We start from the raw sequence: 15,487 nt of genomic DNA on the forward strand, positions 1-15,487 counted from the left end.
CGTTCCCGACCGGAAGCGCGCCGTGGCGCGCCGGCCCGGTCACCGCAGCCGCTCGTTCTGCGCCCGCATGGCGGCGAGCAGCGCCGAGACCTGGTTGCCGCCGCGCTGGATCACGCTGCTGTATTCGCTGCGCTGGGTGAGGCGCAGCGAGCTGCCCTCCGCCACCAGGTCCACGATCTTCGGCTGGCCGCCCACCTCCGCCACGCGCCAGTCCAGCGTCAGGGGCGCGGTGTTGGGCCGCTCGACCAGGGTGGTGACGAGCACATCCTCCTCGGTGCGCGCCTGGCTGCGGCCGATGGAGAAGCGCACGCCCTGGAACTCGCCGAAGCGCGAGGCGAGGTTGCGGATCAGGCTCTCCTCGAACAGGCGCAGATATTCCTGCTGCTCGGCCGGGGTGGCGACGCGCCACCAGCGGCCGAGGATGAAGCGGCCCGTCCCCTCAATGTCCACCGCCCGGCGCAGGATGGCGGCCACCTGTTCCCGGCGCTCGGCGACCGGGGCGTTGCTGTTGAGCACGGCGACGAGCTCCTCGCCCGTGCTCTGGATGAAGGCCGTGGCGCGCTGCGCGTCCATGTGCTGCGCGCGGGCGGCGAGGGGCGCGAGCGCGGCGGGCAGCGCCAGCAGGGCGCGGCGGGAGAGGCGATGGCGGGCGGTCATCGGGCGGGGGCGCCCTCTCTGCGGGGGGAGGGAAGGCCGGGGCCGACGCCGATGCCGGTGCCGAAGGCGGCCTCCGGGGCCTGGAAGCCGGTGTTGGCGATCTCGGCGGCGCGGCGCTGGCGGTAGCCGCTGCGGATCACGGCGTAGGGGTCGAGCGAGGTGCGCTCGATCTGGTCGAGCGTGTCGAGCACGCCTTCGCGCGCGTCCACCACCGTCACGCCCACGCGGCTGTAGCGCAGCGCCTCCACCGCCGCGCCCTGGCCGAACCAGAACCAGGGGCTCAGCACCGAATCCACGCCGAAGCCGATCAGGTCGCGCGAGTTGGTGGGGCCGAGCACGGGCACGTAGAGGTAATGCCCCTCGGGCACGCCCCAGACGGCCAGGGTCTGGCCGAAATCCTCGCTGTGGCCGCGCAGGCCGAAGTGACGCTCCGCCACGTCGAACACGCCGGCCACGCCGAGGGTGGAGTTGATGAGGAAGCGCGCGCCGGTGATGCCGGCGCGCTGCATCTCGCCCTGCATCAGGTCATTGGCGAGGATGGTGGGCCCGCGCAGATTGCCCAGCACGTTGCGCACCCCGGTGCGGACGGGCTGGGGCAGCACCCATCGGTAGGCGACGGCGACGGGCCGCAGCACCGCGGCATCCAGCACCCCGTTCACCGCATAGACGGCGCGGTTGGCGGGCTCCAGCGGGTCGTTCGTCTCGAGGAACTCGGCCAGCGCCTCGGGGTCGCTCGCCGGCGGGCGCGTGGCGCAGGCGCCGAGCGTGAACAGGAGAAGCAGGGCCGCAAGGGCGGGTGAAAAGCGCATGGGCGCGTCGAGACCTTGTCCTGGGGCCGCCGGCCCGGGGGCGGGCGGGCCCGCCTTCGGGGCGAATCGCTCGGCCCCACCTTACACCCCCGGGCGCGGCGCACCGCAAGGGGCGGAACGGTTGCGGCCCGCGCCCCTTGCCTTCCCGCCCCGCCGGCCCCATTCCCCGCGCATGGACACGCCGCCGCCCAACACCCTCCAGCGCTGGCTCACCGGCCCCCGCGTGGGCCCGCTGCCCAGCCACGCCGAGATGCCCCCGCCCAAGCTCTCCTTCGAGTTCTTCCCGCCGAAGAACGAGAAGCTGGAGCAGGATCTCTGGGCCTGCATCCGGCGGCTCGAACCGCTCGGGCCGCGCTTCGTCTCGGTCACCTACGGGGCGGGCGGCTCCACCCGGGCGCGCACCCATGAGACGGTGGCGCGCATCGTCAAGGAGACCTCGCTCACCCCCGCCGCCCACCTCACCTGCGTGGGCGCGACGCGCGAGGAGGTGGACGAGGTGGCGCGCGACTACTGGGCGGCCGGCGTGCGCCACATCGTCGCCCTGCGCGGCGACCCGCCGGCCGGCGCGGCGCGCTACGAGCCGCACCCCGGCGGCTACGCCCAGGCGGAGGATCTGGTGCGCGGCCTGCGCCGCATCGCCGATTTCGACATCAGCGTGGGCGCCTATCCCGAGACGCATCCGGCCGCGCTCTCCCCGGACTCCGACCTCGACTTCCTGAAGCGCAAGATCGACGCGGGCGCCACGCGCGCCATCACCCAGTATTTCTTCGACACGGACGTGTATCTGCGCTTCCTCGACCGCTGCCTGGCCAAGGGCATCACGGTGCCGATCGTGCCGGGCATCCTGCCCGTCTCGAACTTCGCGCAGGTGAAGCGCTTCTCGGCCATGTGCGGCGCGAGCGTGCCCGCCTGGCTCGAGAAGCTGTTCGAGGGGCTGGAGGAGGACGAGGGCACGCGCCGCATGGTGGCCGCCACCGTCGCCGCAGAGCAGGTGCGCCTGCTGCAGGCGAACGGCGTGGACGAGTTCCACTTCTACACGCTCAACCGCCCGGACCTGACCTACGCCATCGCCCACATCCTGGGCGCCCGGCCGAAGCAGGGGTGAAAGCCGGGCGGATCAGCCCAGCACCGCCACGCACTCGATCTCCAGCAGGAAGTTCGGGCGCGGCAGGGAATAGACGATGCAGGTGGTGCGCGCGGGGTATTTCCCATCGGGGAAATGCGCCGCGTAGATGCGGTTCATCTCCTCGAAATCCTCGCGCCGCGTGAGGAACACGTTCACCTTCGTCACCCGGCTCCAGTCCCCGCCGGCCTCCTTCAGGATGCCGGTGATGTTCGCCATCACCTGGTTCATCTGGGCGGTGAAGTCGCCCACCGCGAGCCGGCCTTCCGCGTCATAGGCGGGGATGCCGGAGATCCAGAGCAGGTTGCCGCACTTCACCGCGGGCGAGAGCGGGGCCTGCACCTTGAACTGGTCGGCCGGCTGGATGTGCTCGAGCGGCGTCATCGCTCAGTTCACCGTGATGTTGTTGGCGCGTATCACCTGCGCGTAGGTCTCGGCATAGCGGCGGATTTCGGCGCCGAAGGCCGCCGAGGGGCGCGCGAGCACGGTGAAGCCCTGCTCCTCCAGCCTTCCGCGCACCTCGGGCCGCGCGAGGGCGGCGGCCCAGGCCGCTTCCAGCCGCGCGCGCGCCGGCGCGGGCACCTCGGCGCGGGTGATCAGGCCGAACCACGAATCCGAGAGCACGAGCGGGAAGCCCACCTCCGTCATGGTCGGCGTCTGCGGCAGCTCGCGCACCCGCGTCTCGTTGGAGATGGCGACGGGCGCGATCTGGCCGAGCTGCGCGGGCTGGATCATGTCCGGCAGGTTGGCGAACATGAACTGGATGCGCCCGCCGATGAGGTCCGTGTTCGCCTGGGCGCTGCCCGTGTAGGGCACATGCACGGCGTTGAGGCGCGCCATCTCCCGGAACTGCTCGCCGCCGAGATGGTTCGAGGTGCCGATGCCGTAGGAACCGAAGGAGAGCCCCGCCCCCGGCCGCCGCCCCGCCTCCAGGAAGGCCGGGAAATCCCGCGCCACCGAGGGGTGCACCGCCAGCACATGGGGCACCACGGTCGCCATGATGATCGGCGCGAAGTCCCGCAGCGCGTTGTAGGGCGTGTTGGGCCGCAGCGTGACGTTCGCCGCGAAACTGTTGGCGATCATCAGCAGCGTGTGGCCGTCCGGCGCCGCGCGCTGCAGCTCCACCGTGCCCACCACCGTCGCGCCGCCCGGACGATGGTCGATCACCACGGGCTGGCCCAGATCCTGCTGCAGGAAGTTCTGCGCGAGGCGCACCACCGGGTCCATGGTGCCGCCCGGCGGGAAGGGGATGATGACGCGCACCGGCTGGCTGGGCGACCAGGACTGCGCCATGGCGGGAAGGGCGAGCGGCAGCAGGGCGGCGGCGCGGCGGGTCAGGCGCATGGCGGGCATCCTCTGATGGCCGGAGGCAAGCCTGCGGCCCGCCCCGCGCCCCGGTCAAGCGAGACGCGCGCCGATGCGCCGATACACCGGCCGCAGCAGGAAGGGGCTGAGGAAGAGCGGGAACTGGCACAGCGCGAAGAAGAGCAGGATGTCCCGGTCCGTCGCCGCGGGCAGCACGGCGAGGTAGAGCGCCATGTTGCGGTTGCCCGAGAGCAGCCCCGCCGAGAGCGCCACCCGCGCCCCCGCCGGCCAGAGAGCGAGCGCGGTGGCGAGATTCAGCGCGAAGCTGCCCAGGAAGGCGAGCGCGAGGCCCGCCAGCACGAAGCCCGGCTCGGCCAGCAGCTTCGCCTGCATCCCGTCCATCACGCCGAAGCCGTAGAGCACCACGACCAGCACCACCGCCCCGTCCACCGAAGGGCCCCAGGCCGCCAGCCGCCCCGGCCCCAGCGCGCGGCGCAGCAGGATGGAGAGCAGCAGGGGCAGCCCCACCACCAGGGCGAGGCGGATCATCAGCCCCTGCAGGGAGATGGCGAGGTCGATCCCCATCAGCCCGAGCGCCAGCGGCGGCGCGGTGAAGGGCACCAGCAGCGTGGAGAGCACGGCCGCGACCAGCGCGATCTCGCCATCCAGCCCCACCAGCCGCGCGAAGGCCGGAGAAGAGGTGGCGGCGCAGCCTGTGGCCATGATGACCAGCCCCGCCGCGAGCGGCCCCTCCAGCCCCGCCGCCCTCACCGCCGCCCAGGCCAGCATCGGGCAGGCCAGCAGCAGCCAGAGCAGCAGCGTCAGAACCAGCAGCGGCCGCCGCAGGTAAGAGAGCACCTGCACCGGGTCCACCCGCAGCAGCACCAGCGTCATCAGCACCACCACCGTCGGCGTCATCACGTCGCGCAGCAGGGCGGCGAGCGGCGGCAGCAGCAGCCCCACGAAGATGCCGATGGCGAGCAGCGCGGCGCCATGGCGGGCCGACCATTCGAGGAAGAGGCGAAGCGGAAGGAGCAAGGCGGCGCGCGTGTGGTGAGGCTCGTCGCGATGTTCTATAGGGCGGGGCGTGACGGCAACCCCCGCCCCCGACTACCTCGCCCGCCTCAACGCCGAGCAGCGCGCGGCGGTCGAAACGCTCGACGGCCCGCTGCTGGTGCTCGCCGGCGCGGGCACCGGCAAGACGCGCGTGCTGACCACGCGCTTCGCGCATCTGCTCATGACGGGCCGCGCCCAGCCGCACCAGGTGCTCGCCGTCACCTTCACCAACAAGGCGGCGCGGGAGATGCGCGAGCGCGTGGGCGCCATCCTCGGCCGGCCGGTGGAGGGGCTGTGGCTCGGCACCTTCCACGCGCTCGCCGCGCGCATGCTGCGCCGGCACGCGGAGCTCGCGGGCCTCAGGCCCGACTTCACCATCCTCGACCCCGACGACCAGGCCCGGCTGCTGAAGCAGGTGATGGAGGCCGAGGGCGTGGACCTCAAGCGCTGGCCGGTGAACGGGCTGATGGGCATCATCCAGCGCTGGAAGGATCGCGGCCTGCCGCCCGGGCGCATCCCCGCCGCCGAGAGCAGCGACTACGCGAACCACCGCGCCGAGGCCCTCTACGCCGCCTACCAGGCGCGGCTCGCCGCGCTCAACGCCGCGGATTTCGGCGACCTGCTGCTGCACATGACCGAGATCCTGCGCGGGGACGCCGAGGTGCTGGCGCGCTACCACCGGCTGTTCCGCTACATCCTGGTGGACGAGTACCAGGACACGAACCTCGTGCAGTATCTCTGGCTCAGGCTGCTCGCGCAGGGCCACCGCAACATCTGCTGCGTGGGCGACGACGACCAGTCCATCTACTCCTGGCGCGGCGCGGAGATCGAGAACATCCTGCGCTTCGAGAAGGATTTCCCCGGCGCGCGCATCGTGCGGCTGGAGAGCAACTACCGCTCCACGCGCCCCATCCTCGCCGCCGCCTCGGGGCTCATCGCGCGCAACGAAGGCCGCCTCGGCAAGACGCTGCGCCCCGGGCGCGGCGATGCGGAGGGCGAGAAGATCCGCGTCGTCTCGCTGTGGGACAGCGAGGAGGAGGCGCGCATGGTGGGCGCGCGCATCGAGGCGGCGCGGCGCGAGGGGCAGGACCTGGGCGAGATCGCCATCCTCGTGCGCGCCGGCTTCCAGACGCGCAGCTTCGAGGAGCGGCTGATCGCGCTCGGCATCCCCTATCGCGTCTTCGGCGGCGCGAAGTTCTACGAGCGCCTGGAAATCCGCGACGCGGTGGCCTATTTCCGCGCCATGATGAACCCCGCGGACGACCTCGCCTTCGAGCGCATCGTCAACGTGCCCAAGCGCGGGCTGGGCGAGACGGCGCTCGCCGCGCTGCACCGCGCAGCGCGCGAGCAGGGCGTGCCGCTGCGCCTCGCCGCGCAGGGGCTGCTGCAGTCCGAGGCGCTGCGCCCCAAGCCGCGCGCCGCGCTGCGCGAGCTGCTGGAGGGGCTCGAGCGCTGGCGCGCCGGCCTCGATGGCGAGGGCCATGTGGTGGTGGCGCAGCAGGTGCTGGAGGAGAGCGGCTACACCGAGATGTGGAAGCAGGACCGCAGCCCCGAGGCCGCGGGCCGGCTGGACAACCTCAAGGAGCTGCTGCGCGCCATGGCCGAGTTCGGCAGCATGGCCGCCTTCCTCGAACACATCGCGCTGGTGATGGAGAACGACGAGGCGGCCGAGGGCGCACGCGTCTCGCTGATGACGCTGCACGCCGCCAAGGGCCTCGAGTTCGACATGGTGTTCCTCCCGGGCTGGGAGGAAGGGCTTTTCCCCTCGCAGCGCAGCCTCGACGAGGGCGGCGCGAAGGCGCTGGAGGAGGAGCGCCGCCTCGCCTATGTCGGCATCACGCGCGCGCGGCGGCGCTGCATCATCAGCCACGCCGCGAACCGCCGCATCTACGGCAACTGGACCAGCACCATCCCCTCGCGCTTCCTCGACGAGCTGCCGCCCGAGGAGGTGGTGCGCGAGGGCGAGGCGCCTGCGCCGCACCTGCCCCATTCCGTCTTCGGCGGCGGGCCGCTGATCGCCTCTCGCCGCCCGCGCGTGATCGAGGCCGGGCCCTGGGAAGTGGCCGAGCGCCCTGCGCGCGCCGCCCCCTTCGCCGTGGGGCAGCGCGTCTTCCACCAGAAGTTCGGCTACGGCCGCATCACCGCCATCGAGGAGGACCGCCTCGACATCGCCTTCGAGAAGGGCGATCCGAAGCGCGTGCTCGACCGTTTCGTCGAGCCCGCATGAGGCAGGCCGCGTGAAGAAGCACCCCACCCCGCTGGAGACCCTCGCCGTCGAGGCGCTGCCCGAGGCCGCCGTGCCGGCCTATGAGGCGGCGCTGGGCAGCGTGAGCCTCGCCGTCGCGCTGTTCCGCGACGAGGCGACCGACACCTGGCGCGTGGAGGCCGTGCGCGAGCAGGGCGCGGACCCCGATGCGCTGGCCTCGGCGCTGGCGCTGGCCGCCGGCCTCTCGGGCGTGGAGGCGGCGATGACGCGCGCCCCCACCGAGGCCGATGGCTGGCTCGCGCGCACCATCGAGGCCTTCCCCGAGCAGCCCATCGCGCGGCGCTTTCTCATCCGCCCCACCCATGCGCAGCGGCGCGCCGTGCACGGGCGGCATGTGCTGCTGCTCGACGCGGGCCTCGCCTTCGGCTCGGGCGAGCATGCCTCCACCCGCGGGTGCCTGACGGCGCTGGAGCGCATCCGGCTGCGCCCCGGCGCGCGGGTGCTCGACCTCGGCGCGGGCAGCGGCATCCTCGCCATGGCGGCGGCGAAGCTCGCGCGCGTGAAGGTGCTGGCGACCGACATCGAGCCCTGGTCGGTGCGCATCGCGGAGGAGAACGCGGCGATGAACGGCCTCAAGGGCCGGGTGCGCGCCATCCTCGCCGATGGCTGGAAGCACCGCGCCGTGCGCGCGGGCGGGCCCTATGACCTCGTCTTCGCCAATATCCTCGCCCGGCCGCTCTGCGCCATGGCGCGCGACCTCGCGGACCACCTGACGCCGGGCGGCGTGGCGATCCTGGCGGGGCTGCTCGACCGCCAGGTGCGGATGGTGCTGGCCGCGCACCGCCGCCAGGGTCTGGTGCTGGAACGGCGCCTGCAGATCGGCCCCTGGGCGACGCTGGTGTTGCGCCGGCGCGGGGCGGGGTGGATCATGGAACCATACCCCGGGGAGAAAGCGCCATGATCGCCCGCCGCCTCGCGCTCGGTGCGGCCCTCGCCGCCCCGGCGCTGCTCGCCCTGCGCCCCGCCGCGGCGCAGACCGCGCCTGCGCCCGTTCCGCCCTCGCCCCAGGCCCCCGGCTTCTACCGTTTCCGCCTGGGCGAGATCACCGTCGTCATGATCCATGACGGCATGGTGTTCCGCGCCAACCCGCTGGAAGGGCTGGTGGTGAACCAGCCCGCCAGCGCCGTGCAGGCGGCCCTGGAGGCGGCGATGCTGCCCACGCGCAACCTCGTGAACCCCTATATCGTCACCTTCCTCGAAACCCCGCGCGGCGTGGTGGCCTTCGACGCGGGCACCGGCGCGGGCCAGTTGCCGGCCGGCACCGGCCTTCTGCCGCAGAACCTGGCCGCCGCGGGCATCCGCCCCGAGGACGTGACGCTGATCTGCGTCAGCCATTTCCATGGCGACCACATCACCGGCCTCACCACCGCCGACAACCGCCCCTTCTATCCGAATGCCGAGGTCGCGGTTCCCGCCGCCGAATGGGCCTGGTGGAGCGAGGAGGCCAACGCCGCGCGCAGCCCGCAGTTCCAGCGCGGGAATTTCGCCAATACGGCGCGCCGCTTCGGCCCGCTGCGCGCGCGGCTGAGGATGTTCGAGGACGGGCAGGAGATCGCCCCGGGAATCCGCGCCATCGCCACCCCCGGCCATACGCCCGGCCATTGCGCCTTCCATGTCAGCAGCGGGGGCGAGCAGTTGTTCGTCACCGCCGATGCGGCCGGCCGGCCCGAGCTCTTCCTGCGCCACCCCGGCTGGCATTCCGTCTTCGACTTCGACCCGGTGATGGCGGAGCAGAGCCGCCGCCGCCTGTTCGGCCGGATCGCCGCCGAGCGCGCGCGCATGGCCGCCTACCACTTCAACTTCCCCGGCACGGGCTTCATCGCCCGGGAAGGGGATGGCTTCCGCTTCGTCCCGGCCGACTGGACGGGGGTGGTGTAACCGCCCCGCTTGTCATGGCATTCTCCTCGACGCCGACGCCGCCCGATGGCATGAGGCGGCGCAGAAGCAGATGAGGATGGCATGTCGGACCGGGTCTTCGAGGATCGCCGCGCGGCGCTGGAAGAGGCGTTCTTCGCCAAGCACAACCAGGAACTGCTGGCGCGGCTGCGCGAGCGCGACCGGCAGGCGACGGACGAGGGGGCGCTCTCCGCCGCCTCCGGCATCACCGATCCGGCCGTGCTGAAGCAGCTTCTCGGCCTCGGGATCGGCGCGGCCACCGTGGCCGCCCTGGCGCTCGCGCCCCTGGTGCTCGTCGCCTGGGCCGATGGCGCGATGTCGAAGGAGGAGCAGTCGGCCATCCTCTCCGCCGCCCACAAGCGCGGCCTGCAGCCGGGCGGGCCGGGGCATGCGCTGCTGGAACACTGGATGAGCCAGGCCCCGGGCCCCGAGATCGCCGAGGCCTGGAAGGCCTATATCCGGGCCCTCACCGCCTCCATGCCGGAGGCCGAGCGCCACGCGCTGCGCGAGGCGGTGCTGGGCCAGGCGGAACAGGTGGCCGATGCGGCGGGCGGCTTCCTCGGCCTCGGCGTGGGCAACCGGGTCTCGGCCGCCGAGCGCGCGGTGCTGCACGAGCTCGCGGCCGCCTTCGGGGCGTGACGGGCCGGCCATTCGGCCGGCCGTGTCAGCCCAGCTCGATCCGCGCCTCGCGCACCAGCCGCGCCATAGCCTCGCGCTGCTCGCGCACATAGCGGGCGAAGCTCTCGGGGTCCGTGCCGAGCGGGATGGCCCCCAGCGCGTCCAGCCGCGCGCGCACGGCCGCATCGGCCAGCGCGTGGCGCACCGCCCCGTGCCAGCGCTCCACTGCCGCCGCGGGCAGGCCGGCCGGGGCGTAGAGCCCGTTCCACTCGTTCAGCTCATAGCCCGGGAAGCCCTGCTCGGCGACGGTGCCCACATCGGGCAGCACGGAAAGCCGCTGCGCGGTGGTGACGGCCAGCGCCCGCACCCGCCCCTCCTGGGCGAGCTGCAGCGAGGAGGCGACGGTGCCGAACACGAAGGCCACATTGCCCGCGATCAGATCCTGCAGCGCCGGGGCGCCGCCGCGATAGGGCACATGGATCATGTCCAGCCCCGCGCGGTTCAGCAGCAGCACCGAGGCGAGATGCGCCGCCGTGGCGTTGCCCGAGGAGCCGTAGGAGAGCTGCCCCGGCCGCGCCCGCACATGCGCCACGAACTCCGCGAGGTTGCGCACCGGCAGCGAGGGATGCACCAGCAGGATCTGCGGCCAGATCAGCACCTGGCTGATCGGCGTGAAGGCGGTGGCGTAGTCGAAGGGCAGGCCGCGCATCAGCGCCGGGTTCACCGTGTGCGCCATGGCGTCCACCATCACGGTGTGGCCGTCGGGCGCGGCGCGCGCCACCTCCGCCGCGCCGATGGAGCCGCCCGCGCCGCCGCGGTTCTCCACCACCACGTTCTGCCCGAGATGGGCGGACATGGGCACGGCCAGCAGCCGCGAGGCCGTGTCCACGCCCCCGCCCGGCGCATAGGGCGCGACGAGCCGGATGGCCCGGCTGGGCGCCCAGCCCTGCGCCAGCGCCGGCGTGGCCAGCAGCGGGGCCGCGAGGATCAGCGAACGGCGGCGCATGGCTCAGCTCTCCAGGCGGATGTTGTTGTCGCGGATCAGCGCGCCGATCTGCGCGCGCTGCTCGGCGAGGAAGGCGGCGAAGCGCTCGGTGCCCGTGGCCATGATCTCCATCCCCAGCGCGGCGTGGCGCTCGCGCACCGTGGGGTCGGCGAGGCCGGCGTGGCAGGCCTCCACATGGCGCGCGATGGCGGCGGGCGGCGTGCCGGCGGGGGCGAACATGCCCAGCCACTCGTTCAGCGAGAAGCCGGCATAGCCGAGCTCCGCCATGGTCGGCACATCGGGCAGGGCGGGGATGCGCGCGGGCGTGGCGACGGCAAGGGCGCGCAGCCGGTTGTCGCGGATCAGCGGCACGACGAGCGGCGTGGTGTTGAAGGTGAAGAAGGTCTCGCCCGCCAGCAGGGCGGGGATGGACTGCGCGCTGGCGCGATAGGGGACATGCGTCGCCTCCAGCCGCTCCTGCTGGGTGAACATCACGGCGGCGAGATGGCTCATCAGCCCGATGCCGGTGGAGGCGTAGGGCGTGCCCCGGTTCGCGCGCAGATAGGCCACCAGATCGGCCACGCTGCGCACCGGGGCGTCTGCGCGCACCACCAGCACATTGGGCAGCAGCGCGAAGAGCGTGACGGGGATGAAGGCCGTGGCGTAGTCGAAGGCGAGGCCGCGCATCAGCAGCGGGTTGCTCACCTGGCCCGCCGCGTCGAAGAGCAGCGTGTGGCCATCCGCCGGCGCCTGCGCCGCCACCCCCGCGCCGATGGAGCCCGAGGCGCCGCCGCGGTTCTCGATCACCACGGGCTGGCCCAGCACCTGCTGCATGTGCGGCGCGACGAGGCGGATGGAGGCGTCCGCGCTGCCGCCCGCCGGCCAGGCGGCGATCACGCGCACCGGGCGCGTGGGCGACCAGCCCTGCGCCAGGGCAGGAGCGGCGAGGACGGCGAGGGGGGCGGCGAGCAGGGCGCGGCGGTGCATGGCGAAGTCTCCTGTCTGGCCGCACTCTGCCGCGCGGGGCGCTATCCGTCGAGGCGGATGCCCTCGGCGGCGATCAGCGCGCCCATGGCCTCGCGCTCGGCGGCGAGGAAGCGGGCGAAGCCCTCCGGTCCCTCGGCGGCCGGCTCGAGCCCGAGCGCGGCGAGGCGCGGGGCGATGTCGGGGGCGGCCACCGCCTCCAGCGCCGCCGCCGCCACGCGCGCGATCCAGGAGGCGGGCGTGCCGGCGCGCGCGAGCAGCCCGATCCAGTCGCCGATCTCGACGCCCGGGACGCCCTGCTCGGCGAGGCTCGGCACCCCGGGCAGCAGCGGGCTGCGCGCGGCGCCGGAGACGGCGAGGGCGAGGAGCCGCCCCTCGCGCAGCAGGGGCAGGGCGAGGGCGGGCGAGGTGAAGCCCATCGGCGCGTCGCCGCGCAGCAGCCCCTGGATCTGCTCCGCGCCGCCGCGATAGGGGATGTGCTCGGCCGCGATGCCGGCGCGGCGCAGCAGCGCCGCCATGGCGAGGTGGGTGCGCGCGCCGATGCCCACGCTGCCGTAGCGCGCCTCGGCCGGATGCGCGCGCAGCCAGGCGAGCAGCCCCGCGAGGTCGCGCACCGGCAGCCCCGCCCGCGCCACCAGCACGAGCGGCAGCCGCGCGAGCAGCGCGACGGGCGCGAGATCGCGCGCATAGTCGAAGGCGAGGCCGCGCAGCAGATGCGGATTCACCGCCTGGCCGCCGCTGTCCATCAGCAGGGTGGCGCCATCGGGCGGGGAGAGCGCGACATGCCCCGCCGCCACCGCCCCCGAGGCGCCGCTGCGGTTCTCGGGCGTCACCGCCACGCCCAGCCGCGCGGCGAGGCCGGGCGTGACGAGGCGCGCCAGCAGATCCGTGCTGCCGCCGGGCGGGAAGGCGATGACGAGGCGGATCGCGCGCTCCTGGGCGCGGGCCGGAAGGGCGGCGAAGGCGGCGGCGAGCAGCGGGCGGCGGCGCATGGGCCCGGGCTGGAGCCGCCGCCGCCGCGCGTCAAGCGACGCCTGTGTTACCCGTCGAGGCGGATGCCCTCCGCGGCGATCAGCGCCCCCATCTCCGCCCGGCGCGCCGCGAGGAAGCGGGCGAAGGCCTCGCTGCCCTGCGCCGCCGGCTCCAGCCCGAGCTGGTGGAAGCGCCCGCGCAGCTCCGCATCGCCCATCGCCTCCTGCACGGCCGCGGCCATGCGCGCGATGGGCTCGGCCGGGGTGCCGGCGGGGGCGTAGACCGCGTGGAAGTCGTAGATGGAGAAGCCGGGAAAGCCGCTCTCGGCCACGGTGGGCACATCGGGATAGGCGCTGGCCCGCGTCGGGGTCGAGGCGACGAGCGGCCGCACCGCCCCGTCGCGGATCAGCGCGGCGATGGTGGGGATGGTGGAGAAGGTGAACAGCGTGTCCCCGCGCCGGATGGAGGTGAGCTGATCGGCCCCGCCGCGATAGGGCACATGGGTGGCCTGCAGCCCCGCCCGGCGCATCAGCAGCGCCCCCGCGAGGTGCGAGCCCGTGCCCACGCCGGAGCTGCCATAGCTCTCGCGCCCCGGATTCGCCCGCAGATGCGCGAGGAAGCCCTGGAAGTCGCGGATCGGGCTCTCGCCCCGCAGGATCAGCAGCGAGGGCAGGATGGTGGCCTGCGTCACCGGGGCGAAGGCCGTGGCGTAGTCGAAGCCGAGGCCGCGCATCAGATGAGGGTTGGTCGTCGCCCCGCCCGCATCCAGGGCGAAGCTGGCGCCGTCCGGCGCGGCCTGGGCCAGCGCGCCCATCCCCACCGCCCCGTTCGCCCCGCCCCGGTTCTCGATGACGAGGTTCGCGCCGAGCCGCCGCTCCAGCACGGGCGCGATCAGGCGCGCCAGGATGTCCGTGCTGCCGCCAGGCGGAAAGGTGACGATCAGGCGGATGCTGCGGGTCTGCGCCAGGGCCGGGGCGGCGAGCAGCGCGCCGGCGCCCGCCAGGAGAAGGCGGCGTGGGGTCATCGTGTCCTCCCTTGTCTTTGCGGCTATCCTGCCAGCATGGCCCCGCGCCGTCAGCCCGAAACCGCGCCCGACCTGTTCGGCCCGCCCGAGGCGCCGCCCCCTCCGCCGCCGGCCGGGGACGCGCCGCTGGCCGAGCGGCTGCGGCCGCGCGCGCTGTCGGAGGTGGTGGGGCAGGACCATCTGCTCGGCCCCGAGGGCGCGATCGCGCGCATGCTCGCGCGCGGCAGCCTCGCCTCGCTCATCCTCTGGGGCCCGCCGGGCGTGGGCAAGACGACCATCGCGCGGCTGCTGGCCGAGGCCGCGGGCCTCGCCTTCGTGCCGCTCTCGGCCGTGTTCTCGGGGGTGGCCGATCTCAAGCGCGCCTTCGAGGAGGCGCGGGCGCGCCGCCGCGCGGGCCGGCGCACGCTGCTCTTCGTGGACGAGATCCACCGCTTCAACCGCGCCCAGCAGGACGGCTTCCTGCCCGTGGTGGAGGACGGAACGGTGGTGCTGGTCGGCGCCACCACCGAGAATCCGAGCTTCGAGCTGAACGGCGCGCTGCTCTCGCGCTGCCAGGTGCTGGTGCTGCGGCGGCTCGACGAGGCGGCGCTCGCCGCCCTGCTCGCCCGCGCCGAGGGCGGCCGCCCGCTGCCGCTCACGCCCGAGGCGCGGGCCGCGCTGCTCGCCATGGCCGATGGCGACGGGCGCTACCTGCTCAACATGGTCGAGCAGATCCAGGCGCTGGGCGAGACGGCGCCGCTGGACGCGGGCGCCCTCGCCGCGCTGCTGGCGCGCCGCGCCGCGCTCTACGACAAGGACCGGGAGGAGCACTTCAACCTCATCTCCGCGCTGCACAAGTCGCTGCGCGCCTCCGATCCCGATGCGGGGCTCTACTGGCTCGCGCGGATGATCGGCGGCGGGGAGGATCCGCGCTATGTCGCGCGGCGGCTGGCGCGCTTCGCGGCGGAGGATGTGGGGCTCGCGGACCCCTCCGCCCTGCCGGCCGCCATCGCCGCCTGGGAGTGCTACGAGCGGCTCGGCTCGCCGGAGGGGGAGCTCGCGCTCGCGCAGCTCGTGGTGCATCTCGCCACCGCGCCGAAATCCAACGCGGTGTACAAGGCCTGGGGCGCGGCGCGGCGCGCGGCGGCCGAGACGGGCAGCCTCATGCCGCCCGCGCACATCCTCAACGCGCCGACGAAGCTGATGCGGGAGCTCGGCTACGGCCAGGGCTACATCTACGACCATGAGGCGGAGGACGCCTTCAGCGGCCAGGATTGCTTCCCGGAGGCGATGGAGCGGCAGCGCTTCTACCGCCCGACGGAGCGCGGGGCGGAGGCGGCGATCGCGCGCCGCCTCGCGGAATGGGAGAAGCGGCGGCGATGAACTTCGCATGGGTGGCGCTGGGCGGGGCGCTCGGCTCGATGGGGCGCTATGGCGTCTCGCTGCTCGCGCTCTGGCTGTTCGGGGCGGCCTATCCCTGGGGCACGCTGGCGGTGAACATCCTGGGCAGCACCGCCATCGGCGTGCTGGCCGCGCAGGAGATCGAGGGGGCGGCGCGGCTCTTCCTCGTCACCGGCGTGCTGGGCGGCTTCACCACCTTCAGCGCCTTCAGCCTGGAGGCGGCACTGCTGTGGGAGCGCGCGCCCTGGATGGGCGCGCTCTATGTGGCGGCGAGCCTCGGCCTCGGCCTCGCGGGCTTCGCCCTGGGCTGGTGGCTGGGGCGCTGATGCGGGCGGCATCACGCGCCGCCCGTCTCAGGCGCCCGGAGTTGGCGCGGCGGCTGCCGGCATGAGACGCCCCCCCTTCGCGCCCG

Annotated in this window: 16 protein-coding genes; 7 read left to right on the forward strand and 9 right to left on the reverse strand. The window is 73.9% G+C overall.

Features of this window, described 5'->3' with window-relative positions; all coding sequences use genetic code 11:
* Window positions 1–39: 39 nt before the first annotated feature.
* Window positions 40–657, reverse strand: a complete 618-nt coding sequence (locus H596_RS0100200; RefSeq protein ID WP_027283168.1) for an MlaC/ttg2D family ABC transporter substrate-binding protein — start codon at window positions 655–657, stop codon at window positions 40–42.
* Window positions 654–1,466: an MlaA family lipoprotein gene (locus tag H596_RS0100205; protein ID WP_027283169.1), complete on the reverse strand. Its 813-nt coding sequence runs from the start codon at window positions 1,464–1,466 to the stop codon at window positions 654–656. The genes H596_RS0100200 and H596_RS0100205 overlap by 4 nt, the downstream gene beginning before the upstream one ends.
* A gap of 172 nt (window positions 1,467–1,638) precedes the next feature.
* Here H596_RS0100205 and metF point away from each other — a divergent pair, with 172 nt between their 5' ends.
* Window positions 1,639–2,571, forward strand: coding sequence for a methylenetetrahydrofolate reductase [NAD(P)H] (metF, locus tag H596_RS0100210; RefSeq protein ID WP_027283170.1), 933 nt, complete (start codon window positions 1,639–1,641; stop codon window positions 2,569–2,571).
* A gap of 12 nt (window positions 2,572–2,583) precedes the next feature.
* On the opposite strand, the gene H596_RS0100215 is transcribed toward metF, so the two are convergent.
* Genes H596_RS0100215 through H596_RS0100225 form a run of 3 tightly spaced genes read right to left on the reverse strand, consistent with a single transcriptional unit; the run spans window position 2,584 to window position 4,932 of the window.
* Window positions 2,584–2,973 carry a RidA family protein gene (locus H596_RS0100215; protein ID WP_027283171.1) on the reverse strand — a complete coding sequence of 130 codons (390 nt, stop codon included), beginning with the start codon at window positions 2,971–2,973 and terminating at the stop codon, window positions 2,584–2,586.
* A gap of 3 nt (window positions 2,974–2,976) precedes the next feature.
* Complete coding sequence (locus H596_RS0100220; RefSeq protein WP_051212195.1) at window positions 2,977–3,933, reverse strand: tripartite tricarboxylate transporter substrate-binding protein; 957 nt, start codon at window positions 3,931–3,933, stop codon at window positions 2,977–2,979.
* Window positions 3,934–3,987: 54 nt separating this feature from the next.
* Window positions 3,988–4,932 carry a hypothetical protein gene (locus tag H596_RS0100225; protein ID WP_027283173.1) on the reverse strand — a complete coding sequence of 315 codons (945 nt, stop codon included), beginning with the start codon at window positions 4,930–4,932 and terminating at the stop codon, window positions 3,988–3,990.
* A gap of 49 nt (window positions 4,933–4,981) precedes the next feature.
* Between H596_RS0100225 and H596_RS0100230 the strand changes: the two genes are divergently transcribed.
* From H596_RS0100230 to H596_RS0100245, 4 genes are all read left to right on the forward strand, one after another.
* Window positions 4,982–7,177 carry an ATP-dependent helicase gene (locus tag H596_RS0100230; protein ID WP_027283174.1) on the forward strand — a complete coding sequence of 732 codons (2,196 nt, stop codon included), beginning with the start codon at window positions 4,982–4,984 and terminating at the stop codon, window positions 7,175–7,177.
* A gap of 10 nt (window positions 7,178–7,187) precedes the next feature.
* A complete protein-coding gene (locus H596_RS19385; RefSeq protein ID WP_051212196.1) occupies window positions 7,188–8,117 on the forward strand; it encodes a 50S ribosomal protein L11 methyltransferase in 930 nt (309 codons plus the stop codon).
* Window positions 8,114–9,094 carry an MBL fold metallo-hydrolase gene (locus H596_RS0100240; protein ID WP_027283175.1) on the forward strand — a complete coding sequence of 327 codons (981 nt, stop codon included), beginning with the start codon at window positions 8,114–8,116 and terminating at the stop codon, window positions 9,092–9,094. Before H596_RS19385 ends, H596_RS0100240 begins: the two co-directional genes overlap by 4 nt.
* 81 nt (window positions 9,095–9,175) lie before the next feature.
* Window positions 9,176–9,751, forward strand: coding sequence for a hypothetical protein (locus tag H596_RS0100245; RefSeq protein ID WP_027283176.1), 576 nt, complete (start codon window positions 9,176–9,178; stop codon window positions 9,749–9,751).
* A gap of 25 nt (window positions 9,752–9,776) precedes the next feature.
* Here the strand turns inward: H596_RS0100245 and H596_RS0100250 are convergent, their stop codons facing one another.
* The 4 genes from H596_RS0100250 to H596_RS0100265 are packed head-to-tail and all read right to left on the reverse strand — an operon-like array spanning window position 9,777 to window position 13,695.
* Window positions 9,777–10,736 carry a Bug family tripartite tricarboxylate transporter substrate binding protein gene (locus tag H596_RS0100250; RefSeq protein ID WP_027283177.1) on the reverse strand — a complete coding sequence of 320 codons (960 nt, stop codon included), beginning with the start codon at window positions 10,734–10,736 and terminating at the stop codon, window positions 9,777–9,779.
* A gap of 3 nt (window positions 10,737–10,739) precedes the next feature.
* Window positions 10,740–11,702: a Bug family tripartite tricarboxylate transporter substrate binding protein gene (locus H596_RS0100255; protein WP_027283178.1), complete on the reverse strand. Its 963-nt coding sequence runs from the start codon at window positions 11,700–11,702 to the stop codon at window positions 10,740–10,742.
* A 41-nt stretch (window positions 11,703–11,743) separates the two neighbouring features.
* Entirely contained in the window at window positions 11,744–12,691 is a 948-nt protein-coding gene (locus H596_RS0100260; protein ID WP_027283179.1) for a Bug family tripartite tricarboxylate transporter substrate binding protein, read from the reverse strand.
* A 47-nt stretch (window positions 12,692–12,738) separates the two neighbouring features.
* Window positions 12,739–13,695, reverse strand: coding sequence for a Bug family tripartite tricarboxylate transporter substrate binding protein (locus H596_RS0100265; RefSeq protein ID WP_027283180.1), 957 nt, complete (start codon window positions 13,693–13,695; stop codon window positions 12,739–12,741).
* A 36-nt stretch (window positions 13,696–13,731) separates the two neighbouring features.
* On the opposite strand from H596_RS0100265, the gene H596_RS0100270 reads away from it, so the two are divergent.
* Window positions 13,732–15,057, forward strand: a complete 1,326-nt coding sequence (locus H596_RS0100270) for a replication-associated recombination protein A (RefSeq protein ID WP_027283181.1) — start codon at window positions 13,732–13,734, stop codon at window positions 15,055–15,057.
* Complete coding sequence (crcB, locus tag H596_RS0100275) at window positions 15,054–15,401, forward strand: fluoride efflux transporter CrcB (protein ID WP_037299439.1); 348 nt, start codon at window positions 15,054–15,056, stop codon at window positions 15,399–15,401. Before H596_RS0100270 ends, crcB begins: the two co-directional genes overlap by 4 nt.
* The last annotated feature ends 86 nt before the right edge of the window (window positions 15,402–15,487 follow it).

This window comes from Rubritepida flocculans DSM 14296, assembly GCF_000425365.1.
Taxonomy (GTDB): domain Bacteria; phylum Pseudomonadota; class Alphaproteobacteria; order Acetobacterales; family Acetobacteraceae; genus Roseococcus; species Roseococcus flocculans.